Origin of the sequence: Alkalihalobacillus sp. TS-13 (genome assembly GCF_019720915.1) — a bacterium.
Lineage (GTDB): Bacteria > Bacillota > Bacilli > Bacillales > Fictibacillaceae > Pseudalkalibacillus.
The window spans coordinates 1275367-1287473 of sequence record NZ_JAHKSI010000001.1 but is presented as its reverse complement, the minus strand read 5'-3'; the positions used below and the strand labels follow the sequence as shown (position 1 = coordinate 1287473).

At 42.4% G+C, this 12107-nt stretch carries 9 protein-coding genes; 1 reads left to right on the top strand and 8 read right to left on the bottom strand.

Features of this window, described 5'->3' with window-relative positions; translation table 11 throughout:
* Positions 1–3: 3 nt before the first annotated feature.
* From KOL94_RS06365 to KOL94_RS06330, 8 genes are all read right to left on the bottom strand, one after another.
* On the bottom strand, positions 4–1062 hold the full coding sequence (locus KOL94_RS06365) for a homoserine dehydrogenase (RefSeq protein ID WP_221565042.1): 1059 nt from the start codon (positions 1060–1062) through the stop codon (positions 4–6).
* Positions 1052–2293, bottom strand: coding sequence for a M20 metallopeptidase family protein (locus KOL94_RS06360; protein WP_221565041.1), 1242 nt, complete (start codon positions 2291–2293; stop codon positions 1052–1054). Before KOL94_RS06360 ends, KOL94_RS06365 begins: the two co-directional genes overlap by 11 nt.
* Before the next feature lie 34 nt (positions 2294–2327).
* A complete protein-coding gene (locus tag KOL94_RS06355) occupies positions 2328–3527 on the bottom strand; it encodes a cystathionine gamma-synthase family protein (protein ID WP_221565039.1) in 1200 nt (399 codons plus the stop codon).
* 116 nt (positions 3528–3643) lie between these two features.
* Positions 3644–4639, bottom strand: coding sequence for a cyclodeaminase (locus KOL94_RS06350; protein WP_221565036.1), 996 nt, complete (start codon positions 4637–4639; stop codon positions 3644–3646).
* A gap of 24 nt (positions 4640–4663) precedes the next feature.
* The gene (locus KOL94_RS06345) at positions 4664–5851 is read right to left on the bottom strand and encodes a M24 family metallopeptidase (RefSeq protein ID WP_221565034.1); all 1188 of its coding nucleotides are present in this window, start codon (positions 5849–5851) and stop codon (positions 4664–4666) included.
* Between the two features lie 897 nt (positions 5852–6748).
* The gene (locus KOL94_RS06340) at positions 6749–8452 is read right to left on the bottom strand and encodes a PucR family transcriptional regulator (RefSeq protein ID WP_221565032.1); all 1704 of its coding nucleotides are present in this window, start codon (positions 8450–8452) and stop codon (positions 6749–6751) included.
* 25 nt (positions 8453–8477) lie between these two features.
* Positions 8478–9503, bottom strand: coding sequence for a hydroxyectoine utilization dehydratase EutB (eutB, locus tag KOL94_RS06335; RefSeq protein WP_221565030.1), 1026 nt, complete (start codon positions 9501–9503; stop codon positions 8478–8480).
* A 490-nt stretch (positions 9504–9993) separates the two neighbouring features.
* Positions 9994–10461, bottom strand: a complete 468-nt coding sequence (locus KOL94_RS06330) for a hypothetical protein (protein ID WP_221565028.1) — start codon at positions 10459–10461, stop codon at positions 9994–9996.
* Positions 10462–10867: 406 nt separating this feature from the next.
* Here KOL94_RS06330 and KOL94_RS06325 point away from each other — a divergent pair, with 406 nt between their 5' ends.
* A complete protein-coding gene (locus KOL94_RS06325; RefSeq protein WP_221565026.1) occupies positions 10868–11938 on the top strand; it encodes a branched-chain amino acid aminotransferase in 1071 nt (356 codons plus the stop codon).
* Positions 11939–12107 lie beyond the last annotated feature (169 nt).

The following is a 12107-nucleotide window of genomic DNA, read 5'->3' as shown; positions in this document are numbered from 1 at the left end:
CTTTTATTTGATCGTGGCAAACTTCTTTTCCCGATGGATATGGATCAAGTCAATCAACAGTGAAAAGCCTGTTTCGACTTTTCCGGCGCCTGCACCGCTCAATGTGACCGGACCAAGAAGGTCGCATTCATACGTCAATGCGTTGGTAGCCCCATTAATTGAGGCAAGTGGATCTGTTAAATGGACTTTTTCCGGTGAAACGGAGGCAACCGTCCTCCCTTTTTCATTCCGAAGTGTCGCAAGCAGTTTCCAGCGTTTCCCTTCCCTTTTTGCACGCTCAATATCCTCTTGTGTGATACCGGTTATTCCATTGCATGATACATCTTCAACTCTCAATGGAAGTTTCATCACATGATTGGCTAAAATGACGACCTTATACCTGGCATCATAGCCTTCTACATCACTTGTAGGGTCAGCTTCTGCATAGCCAAGGGCCTGTGCTTCTTTAAGAGCATCTTGATACGAGACGCCTTCTTTTTCCATTTTCGTAAGAATGTAATTGGTGGTTCCGTTCAAAATCCCTCGTATTTCCGTTATTGTATTTCCGGATAATGTTTCAAGGGGCATCCTTAAGGCTGGCGTTCCGCTCATGACCGTTCCTTCAAATCCCCAATGGACCTTACAATCTTCAGCCATCCTGGAAAGTTCACTGTAAGCAAGCGCCACAGGTCCTTTGTTCGTCATGACGACATTTTTACCACTCGTGAATGCTGCCTGGCAATGATCGATTGCTGGCTGACCTGTTTGGACATCTGTGTATGAAACTTCGATGATTGTATCTGCATTTGAGTCCCGGATCATTTCAAAACTATCCCAACCAGTGATTAGACCAGGTTTACCTGGATAATTTGCGAGGCTACCTGTCTTGTTCAAGACTTGCAGAACCGAATCGATATCAAGACCCTCTGGATGGTAGATTGAACCTTTCATCAAGTCCGAAATGCCTACAATGACAGGCTCCATTCCCTCATCTTGTATTAATGTTTCTTTTTTATCCCGTAATATTTCAGCGAGTCCCTGGCCGACTACACCAAAACCGATAAATGCGAGTTTATGCTTCATAAGATCGTACCTCCACGTTACGTTTAACTAATGATTCACCATTTAGAACTTCTACTGCTGTTTGGGCGAGAATAGCTGTTCCTATCGGTAAACATGATTCATCAATATCAAAGATCGGAGTGTGAAGATCCCTTTGAATCCCATCTGAATGAGCTGCGCCTAGAAAAAACATTGCTCCTGGAATCTTTTGGGTCACATAACCGAAGTCTTCTCCGCCTAATCCGAATGGACGTTCTGTAATCTTGAATTGTGGATAGATTTCATCAATGACTTCTTTTATCACTTGATTCACGAGCGGATCATTGTACAAGGCAGGCTCACCTTTTTCAATGGATAAGGAAAAGTCTCCACCAAGTGGTTCGACTACCGACAATGCTCTCTTAAGTTCAAGTCCTAGTTGATCACGTACCTCAGGAGCATAACTGCGTAATGTGCCTGTAATGGCTACTTCAGTGGGAATGATATTACTTGCTGTACCAGCATGTATTTGCCCGATGCTCACGACCGCTGCATCTAATGTCGATATTTTTCGCGAGGGGATGCTGTATAGTGCTTGCATGACAGGTCCAAGCATCCAGATTGGATCTGTTCCACGTTCAGGATATGCGCCATGGCCTCCTGTACCGAAAATCTTCGCTTCAAACACATCCACGTTCGCCATACTATAGCCATCATTCATTTGGATACTACCGGCTGGGAGCCATGGGCAGACATGAAGGGCGATTGCTACATCAACATTTTCATAGGCTCCCTCATTCACTAGATATGGAGAGCCAGAGAGCCCCTTCTTATCCGTACATTCTTCAGCTGGTTGAAAAATGAACTTCACTGTGCCTGCTAAACTTCCATTTTGAAAAAGTTCAGACATGATTGTTGCTGCTCCGAGTAACATGGCGGTGTGGGCATCATGGCCACAAGCATGCATGACGCCTTCTTTCCTGGAGATATAACTCGTATTGTTCCTTTCCTTAATCGGTAGTGCGTCGATATCCGTACGTAACGCGATGGTCGAACCTTCACCTGAAGTCAATATTCCGATGACGCTCGTTTCAACCCCGATCCCTTTCTCGACTCTCATTCCAGGGAGTTGAGAAAGTGTGTCTGCAACAAATCGGGAGGTCCAAAACTCTTGAAAACTGAGCTCTGGATGTTGATGAAGCGTGCGGCGCCAGTTGATCAGCTGGCTCAACATCCTGTCAGCTTGCTGCACGATCGGATGTTTATTGGACATTGAACAATCACCTCCTGCCTTGACTTTGTATCTATCAAACTTCGAGGGCACTTTCAACATGATTGAAAGCTTGCTCGAAATCTGCGATGATATCTTCAATTTCCTCGATGCCGCAAGAAACTCGGATCAACCCTTCTGGAATACCCATTGCCGCGCGTTCTTCAGGGGTACATTCGACGTGGCTCGTCGTACGGGCAGGACCGACAGTCGTTTCAACTGCACCTAGATTAGCAGCACGATTGGCAAACTGTAATTTCGGGAGTAAATGACGGACGGTATCCACACCACCCTTGACTGCAAAACTGAGCATTCCTCCATAATCTTTCATTTGTTTGGTTGCAACATCATGTAGCGGATGTGTTTTGAGACCTGGATAATAAACGCCTTCAACTAACTGTTTTGCTTGTAGGTAGTTTGCAAGTTCCATCGCATTTTTACATTGTTGCCGAACCCTGAGGTGGAGCGTTTTCATTCCGCGTAACATCAAGTACGCTGCCATCGGATCCATTGTCGCCCCATTGATTTCACGATAATGATAGATTTGTTCAATATGCTCTTCCCGTCCGCAAACGACTCCGCCCAGTGCATCGGCATGACCGCCTAAGAATTTTGTTGCACTATGAATGACGAGATCTGCACCTAACGAAAGTGGATTCTGGTTCATAGGTGTTGCAAACGTATTATCGACAACGACCAGGGCTCCAGCAGCGCGACCGGCTCTCGCCAAGCGTTCGATGTCTGAAACTTTTACGGTAGGATTTGTAGGTGTCTCCAAATAGAGTATCTTGCATCCTTTTGCGACTTCCGTTTCAATTTGTTCATGGTTGCCTGTTTCACAGAGAACGACTTCGATCTGTTGTCTTGGCAGAAATTCAGTAAAGATTTTATTCGTTCCTCCGTAAGTGTCTTTTATCGAAACAATACGGTCACCTGGTACTAGGAAGGTCGACAAGGTATTGCTGATCGCCGCCATACCCGTTGAAAAACTTGTAGCAGCTTCTGCTCCCTCAAGAATTTTTACCTTATCCTCGAAAGCTTGGACTGTCGGATTTGTATTACGTCCATAGATATGGCCTTTCTTCTTTCCAATCGCTACATCGTACCATTCATCCATGTCGTCATATCCATAGGCGACACTTAGGACAACAGGTACTTGGGTCGCTCCATGTACCAAATAGTCTTTTTCCCCTGCCCAAACCGCTTTTGTTCCTGCTTTGACATTTTTATTTTCCATAAGATCACACTCCTATTGATTTTTTAACATTTAAAGAAAGTATAAATACTTTCTTCAATATAATAAGGGCAACTAAGGCTCAATCTACGCTAAGGCTTGGCTTTGCCAAGTTTTCTTTATGCGAATGTCTTGTTATCAACCTTCAAGCCTTTGTTTTGATTAACCAATTCGTTGTATGCGAACAGAGCGATCGCTGTGTCTTGTACTCCAGTCCCTGTCAAATCACACACCGTGATTTGATTATCATCCTCCCGCCTAATGAATTGCTGAGACGTAAGTTGCCCTATTTCAATCACAGAAGAATCGTCATTCAGAACACCACTGGTCAGTGCATGATGCAGTTCACCTAACCTTGCACATTGTGCTTTCGTATCACATACCAATCGATCAGCTTGCGCCAAGACTTCAGCCTCTAATTCCTGTTTATGTTCGGCGTCTGATCCCATTGCGGTAATGTGCAGACCGGGATGGAGCCAATCCGCTTTGATAACGGGGGCGTTTGCAGGTGTTGTCGTTATGACAATATCACTTTGTCGGACAACGGTTTCTGCGTTATTAACCGCCTTGACTTCTATTCCAAGCTCAACAGACATTTCCTTTGCATATTGGGCTGCCCGATCGAGTGAGCGGGAATATACCAGCACTTTCTTAAAATTGCGGACGAGCTTCAAGGCATGAACTTGATATCTTGCCTGGTCTCCGGCACCTATGACGCCGACCGTTTCAATGTTTTCTTTTGAAAGATACTTAGCTGCGATCGCTCCGGCCGCTGCCGTACGGATGTGTGTCAAATAACCATTGTCTAGTAAAAGTGCCTGAGGTATTCCAGTCTGTGTACTGATCAGCATCATCAATCCGTTTCCACTCGGAAGTCCTAGCTTAAAGTTATTGAAAAAGCCTGAAGAAACTTTGATGGCAAACATTTCTTTCCCTTTCACATAGGCTGTTTTTACATCCACTTCCCCATTTTGGTCATGAAGGTCGACTCGCATGATCGGCGGCATTGCGACGTCCCCGTTTGCCAATTTTACGAATCCCTCTTCAACGATCGAAATCGCTTCCAGATTCAATTGAACATGATCTCTAAGCTCCTGTTCAGTAAGGATAAGCATGAACTCTCAACTCCTTTACATGTATTAGTAGTTTGTGAGCAATCCATCTTTGATGATCAGTTGGCGTGGAAGCGATGCGAATGTCTCACAGCCGCCCTCCGTCACCCGTAAGGTCTCGCTTGCTTCAAACCCGTAATGGTCCAACCAGATTCCAGGGATGAGATGGAAAGTCATGTTCGGTTGTAAAACGGTTTTATCGCCATTACGGATACTTGCTGTATGTTCACCCCAGTCTGGAGGATAGTTGAGGCCGACAGAATAACCGAGGCGAGACTCTTTGATGATTCCGCTTTTCACGATGGTCCTTCTCCACGTTTCTTCGATTTCCTCACAGTAAATGCCGGGTTTGATCATGTCGAGGCAGGCATTTAATCCTTCAACCACGACTTCTGAAAGTGCCATGACTTTTACTGTAGGCGGACCGATATTCAATGTTCTGGCAAGAGGAGAATGATACCGTTTATAACAGCCTGCCAGTTCCAATATGACAGCGTCACCTCTCTTGTAACGCTCATCTGTCCACGTCATATGTGGAGTCGACGTTTTCTCTCCGGAAGGCAGTAACGGGACGATTGCCGGATAATCACCACCAAATTCAGAGGTACCGGAAATTTGAGAGTGGAAGATCTTTGCTGCAACGTCACACTCCCTTACACCTTCATCAATCATCTCAATCCCTGCCATCATTGCATTTTCTACGATTTTTGCAGCGCGCTTCATATACTCGATCTCAGTATCGGACTTTATGATTCGAACCCAATTGACAAGTAATGTGGCATCTTGAAAAGAGGCATTGGGCAATCCTTTCTTCAGATGCTCGTAACATTTGGCAGTAAAATAGTAATTCTCCATTTCCACCCCGATTGAGCGACGTTCCTGCCCAATCTGTTTTAAAATTTCAGCTACAAAATCCATGGGATGTTTTGAATCTGACTGAACATAATCGTCGGGATACGGAATGATGTTTTCATGATAAATCCAGGTGGTCAGCTTAGCGCCATTTGCATCCTGTCCTCGACCGATCCAAATCGGTTGATCCTCATCATCGATGATCACCAACATTTGATGAACGTAGAAAGACCATCCGTTATATCCAGATAAGTAATACATGTTTGCAGGGTCAGTGATGAGCAATACTTCAATACCTTTGGAGGCCATTTTTTCTTTGGTTTTCCGTATACGATCTTTATATTCTTCTGTTCCGAATGACATGAGGGGATCCCCCTTTTACTGAGTAGTTGTTTTAATTTTATGAATATTGTGATTTTGTTTCATTATAGTGATTAAGAGGTGAAAATTTCATCTGCAAAAATGTATGAAATTTTCGAAGCTGTCTTAGTCAATTTTTATCAATGGCTCTATTAATAATAAGTGTTGTTTTTCACAATTCCATTGTAGGCTTGGAAATATACTCGCTTTCCGCGGGGAGACGAAAAGCGGAAGCGACCCGATTAGTCACGTAGGTCCCTGGAAAACGGACGAGGAGGCTCGAACCAAACAAGCCACTCATAAGGATGTCAATCAATGTGTCGACCGCCGTAGGAAGTTTGAAGGGATCCACGTGACTGGTCGCTGAGCTAGACATCACTTCCCTGCATATACCTACTTCCGCAAGCCTCCTCACTCACTTGCACAGGATCTCAACACAAAAATGAAATCATTTTCGTGTCTGAGATGAGAATTCTTAGAAGCTTTCCTTCTGCTGACTTCGACGTTCACCACAAGACCACGGACTACCATTCCATCCTTGTAGTTTTGCGCCGAGTAACCGCAGGCGCAGGACGTGGTGGAATTTAGTCGAAGGTCCTTATTATAATTGAAGATCCTTAATCGCTGTTGGGTTTCACCTCTCGCTTTTCCCGCAGGCGTCTCGTATATTTCTAGCGCTTATAGTATTAAAAGACATCAAATTAAAAGGGTAATTCTTTACAAATTTTTGTAAGCAGCCTTAACAATAGAAAAAGGGGCTGTCCAAAAAGTGTCTGAGTCTCTCCGAACTTATCAACATTTTGGAAAAAATCGTGGTTTTGATCCAGCATGTTGTGTTGGAGGTGTCTGACACTTTTTAAAAAGGACAGTCCCTTTTGGTTCCTATTTCAATATTAATTTTTAAAGATCCTTCGACAATCCGATTTTCCAGGTCTTGATACTTAAATCTAATAAAAATAAATTATCCGGATCAATCAAAGAAAGCCCGGTCAGTGTTTCGATTTTTCGGAGACGATATAATAGTGATTGTCTGTGTAAATTCAATGCCCTTGAAGTTTTGCTTACATTTCCTTGATACTGGTTGTACGTACTGAACGTTCCTATCAAATCCATGTTTCTTTTCTCGTCATACTGTACTAAAGGGTCGATCGTTGACATGATGATCTGCTTCATTTCGCTGTTTTGAGAAAGACTTAGAAGTACCCGGTCAACTCGTGTATCCTCATACATCATCCGCTGACCAATACCCTTCTTGCTTCTTCCGATCTTTAACGCAGTCTGTGCATGATGATAGCTTTCTTTGAACCCATTCAAATCATGTTGATAGTCCCCGCTCCCCCATGAAATCACTACACCTGGTAGCAGGTTGCGCAATCGTCGATCAACGAGATCCAAAAAATCCGCAGGGTTCTCACTTACCTCATCTCCTGTTGATTCAAGATAAATGATCAAATGTTCACCTTGATAGGTCATCATTACTTCCCGCGCCAGTGACTGTCCCGCATAAATAATTTCCTCTTCTATATAACGAATCATGCTTTTGAACCAATGTTCGTAGGAATGATACTCTTTTTTCCACTTTTCAAATAGGGTTTTCAGATTTTCTGGCAATCCGACAATACAAATATAAGGAACCTTGAGGTTGTAGCCTAGTAATTGTGCCCTGGAATTTGCTTGGTCTAAAGAGTGGAACTCTCCTTTTGCCAGCTCTTGAACAAAATCACTCCGGAGACGCATTTTGGTATCTTCTACAGCATTTTTACGAGCAAGCCAAAGGGCAATCGTTGTTGCTGCATGATCCAAAACATTAACCCTGAATTCCGTTAATAAAGATTCAATAGAAGCATCAGGAGGAATTAAAACAAATAAGTATCCTTGTGGATTTCCTGACACTTTGAGAATCGGCAATCTCAATACCGATTGCCCAGCGATTTCAAACTCTTGGAACTTTTGGAACATCGGGTCGTGAGTGACTAATGGTTCTTCTGGATTACCTGACATTTCATCAGGAAAGAAATAACTTCTTCCTCTTCTTTCCCTTAATTCTATAAAATTACCGCTTTTCCCCTGTATGGCTCCTGCTTCATCCGTCAACAGGATGGGGTATCCTGTATGTTTTTGAATTGAACTCAAAATAAAAGGAAGCTCTTTCTCTTGTAAAATCAAATTCAAAAGTTCTTGCTGGACTTTCTCTGATTTTTGACGTTCCTCCCGATTGACACCGTTCAGTATCGCCATTACTTCCTCAACTATATTTGCAAAACGCACTTCCCAGGGTATTTCGATTATGATGAAATCCTTTTTTTTTGCTAACTCGATGACTTCTTGAGGAATATCGAAAATGTGTCGTCCTAAGGCAATGACGAGAGTAGATGCTTTAGAATCAATGATGTCTTGTACAAATTGTTTTAATGAATCTAGATCCTGCCCGCAGCCAATAGCTGTACTTAGGACAACTTCATTTTTGCGGACAAAATTTTCTACAGGCATTTCAATAGCTGAAATCCATTGAACATAGCGTTCACTAAGGATTCCTTGACCTGTTCTTACCCTTGCACTTTCCATGATATCTAGTTCTATGAAGTCCTTGACTGTCAAGCTCACATTTGACCTCCTCTGTTGATTTTTTTCAGAGGTTTTTCGAATTGTCCTTTTTGCTATAATCTTGGATGATCTTGTGAAATACAGATAGATCCACATTATTACCACTAATAATGACGGCAATGGCATCATTCTGGTGAGCAACATGATCACCTAGAAGGGCTGCTATACCCGTTGCTGCGGCTCCTTCCATGATCAAGCGGTGTTGATCAATCATGAAGGCCATACTATAAGCGATTTCTTCTTCAGGTATAAGGATGAGGTTATCCATATATTGCTGAACCATGTGGAATGTATATTGGTTGTCAAAACCTATGCCGCCTAGCAAACTATCGGCAAGTGTATTTTGTTCATCCAACTGCACAGGCTTCCCGGCTTTCAAACTTTCATGCATGACTGCTGAATGCTCCATCGAAACGCCAGTGATTTTGATTCCAGGGTCGTTTGATTTCAGTGTCATGCTGATTCCAGAAAGCAAACCACCTCCTGATAGCGGGATGATGACATTTGAGAGCCCTGGAATTTCTTCTAATAGTTCTAGACCGATGGTTCCCTGTCCGGCAATGACATAAGGATCGTCAAATGGGGGGATCACCGTCATCCCTTTTTTTCTTTCTAGTTCATAGCAACGGTCTCCTGCCATATCTTGACTATCCCCATAAACCTCAATTTGAGCTCCGAGCCTTTTCAACGAATCTACTTTTGCTTTGGGCACACGTTTGGAAATACATATGACAGCTTCAATACCTAACTTTTTTGCGACATAAGCGACAGCCATACCGTGGTTTCCTGTTGAAAACGTGACAACTCCTTTTTTCTTCTCGTTTTCATTTAAACTTAATATCTTGTTAGCTGCTCCTCTTACTTTGAATGATCCTGTATTATGTACATTTTCAAGTTTCAAATAAACAGGCCGTCCTAATTTGTCTGACAGTATATGTGATTCCAGTAATGGTGTCTTATGAATGAGAGATGAAATTCTTTTCTTTGCAGCCCATACATCCAGGATGGTTACTTCGCCTTTTCCCTTTCTGGAATTCGTTAATTGGTTCATTCTTTATCCTCCTTTTCGCAATGAGTTTTCACCCTGTTTGATGAGAATGGTATTATTTTAACTATTATAACTTTTACCCACATGAACTTGTCTAGTTTAAATTTTGAAAATAATAAAAATTCTGTATTGAAAAAGCACATGCTTTATAGTTGATATCTGCGAAATTCACTCCCTTACCGCGGATTAAAGAAAAGCGGAACCGACCCGGTTAGGCACGAAGGTCATTAGAAAACTGACGGAGACTCGAACCAAACAAAGACATGGTTCAGCGTGGCTCACTCACAAGGATGTCAATCAATGTGTCGGCCGCAGCATGAAGTTTGAAGGGATCCATGTGACTGGTCGCTGAGCTGGACATCACTTCCTTGCATTTCCCTGCTTCCGCAAGCCTCCTCGATTTCTGTCATTGCAGAAGTTTAATCATTAAAAAGCCTGCCGTTCAGGAATATCCCTATGGCAGGCTAAGGTACTTTATAAAATTTGTTTTCAATTATCCTTCTTCAACATTTTGTTGTAATTCTTTTAAACTGTCTATGGTTGATCGAGTGAGTTCTTTCACTTTTTCAACATCAGGTTTATCCTTTTGTGATTCATTAATAAGTGGATACAAGCTTTCTTCGACCTTTTCATAGTGTTCTGGATGATTTTCTTCAACTGTTTTTTCAATCAGATCCCATTCTTCCTCAATTGTCTTTCCATTTTCATTGATTGTTTTGATATCTTCAGAGGATTGGTCAAGTGTTGTTTCCATGGATTCTACTGTACCGAGGAAGTTTTCAACCTCAGAACTCAACTTTTTATCAGGTTCTCTGTCTTCGCTTTCTTTGTCTTCTTTTTCGCCACTTTCATTTTGGCTTTGTTCAGAGTCATTGTTGTTTTCCTGGTTTTCTTCTGACCCACAAGCTCCAAGGAATAGCCCAAGGACTAGAATGAAACTGAATAATTGGATTCGTTTCATGATATCCACCTTTCTTAATAACTAGAGGTTTTGCATGAGTTTGTACCACTTTTTCTGATACATTAAACAAACATAGAAGGAAATCGCCAATTCGAACTAGATAGCCCCCGGCTTTACTCCTATTTAAATAACTAAACGAGTGTGTCGAAAAAAGTCAAATGTTGATAAAAGCGAAAATATCTACATATATTATGGGAAATGTTCAATAAATGCTGGCAAATGGACATAAAACGATGATTTATCTAAATCTCTTGCAGACAGCCTTTACATGAAGTCGAGTTTCAATTGTGGATTCTATAAAATTTACTCCCATTTTAGTAACTTAACACTTTAAATAAATATAGTTATTGCGTACAATGTTACATAATCTATCCACTTCCCTATTAAAACGACAAAGGAGTTTTTCATGATGAGTCCAGAACTAACTATTGTAAAAAGCACACACATGCAGCAAAAGCCGAGAGCCGATGAAATACGATTCGGTAGAAACTTTACTGACCACCTTTTCATCATGGATTATGAAGTGGGAAAAGGCTGGTTTGAGCCGCGCATCGTTCCTTATGAGCCCCTGACATTGGATCCTGCGGCAATGATTTTCCATTATGGACAAACCGTATTTGAAGGATTGAAAGCTTATCGGGCTGACGATCGTATATTACTGTTCCGTCCAGAGAAAAATTTGGAGCGGCTGAATCGTTCCAGTGAACGTTTAAGCATTCCATCGATTGATGAAGAGCAAGTAATGGAATACTTGAAAGAATTGATCAGATTGGAAAAAGACTGGGTACCATCGACGCAAGGTACATCTCTATATGTCCGTCCGTTCATCATTGCAACGGAACCTAATCTCTCTGTCGCTCCTTCTAAAACATATAAATTTATGATCCTCCTATCTCCGGTCGGACCTTATTTTTCAGGAGGACTTACTCCAGTGAAAATCCTTGTCGAGGATAAGTTCACTCGTGCTGTAAAAGGTGGTACAGGTATGGCAAAGACTGCCGGGAATTATTCTTCTGCCTATCAAGCTCAAGCGAAAGCTTATACTAAGGGCAATGCGGATGTTCTCTGGCTTGATGGGATTGAAAAGCGGTACATTGAAGAAGTCGGGAGCATGAATATCTTCTTTAAAATAAATGGTGAAGTTGTCACTCCGGCTTTGAATGGAAGCATTCTGCAAGGAATCACCAGAATGTCCGTCATTGAGTTATTGAAAGAATGGGGTGTCCCGGTTACGGAAAGAAGGATATCCATTGAAGAATTATACCAACATCACGAAGATGGCGAACTAGAAGAAGCATTCGGTACTGGAACCGCTGCTGTCATTTCACCAGTCGGAGAATTGAACTGGCTTGGAAAGAAGATGGTGATCAACAATCACGATATAGGTGAGTTATCTCAGAAGCTGTATGATACAATCACCGGTATCCAGACTGGAAAGCTTGAGGACCGCAACGAATGGACAGTTGAAGTAAAATGATATTTTGGAATATGGCACTTTCCAATTGGAAGGTGCCATTTTTATTGTTGATTTTTACGAAATTCACTCCCTTTCCACGGGCGATTCACAAGCCTCCTCTCGAGTTCCTCGCTGTGGGGTCTTGTCTGGCTCGCTATTCCCACAGGAGTGTCGTGTATTTTGGTAAAAT

What these genes read in the sequence shown, in the direction of transcription:
- KOL94_RS06365 (WP_221565042.1), bottom strand. Translation starts at nt 1,062, where the DNA reads ATGAAGCATAAACTCGCATTTATCGGTTTTGGTGTAGTCGGCCAGGGA.
- KOL94_RS06360 (WP_221565041.1), bottom strand. Translation starts at nt 2,293, where the DNA reads ATGTCCAATAAACATCCGATCGTGCAGCAAGCTGACAGGATGTTGAGC.
- KOL94_RS06355 (WP_221565039.1), bottom strand. Translation starts at nt 3,527, where the DNA reads ATGGAAAATAAAAATGTCAAAGCAGGAACAAAAGCGGTTTGGGCAGGG.
- KOL94_RS06350 (WP_221565036.1), bottom strand. Translation starts at nt 4,639, where the DNA reads ATGCTTATCCTTACTGAACAGGAGCTTAGAGATCATGTTCAATTGAAT.
- KOL94_RS06345 (WP_221565034.1), bottom strand. Translation starts at nt 5,851, where the DNA reads ATGTCATTCGGAACAGAAGAATATAAAGATCGTATACGGAAAACCAAA.
- eutB (WP_221565030.1), bottom strand. Translation starts at nt 9,503, where the DNA reads ATGAACCAATTAACGAATTCCAGAAAGGGAAAAGGCGAAGTAACCATC.
- KOL94_RS06330 (WP_221565028.1), bottom strand. Translation starts at nt 10,461, where the DNA reads ATGAAACGAATCCAATTATTCAGTTTCATTCTAGTCCTTGGGCTATTC.
- KOL94_RS06325 (WP_221565026.1), top strand. Translation starts at nt 10,868, where the DNA reads ATGATGAGTCCAGAACTAACTATTGTAAAAAGCACACACATGCAGCAA.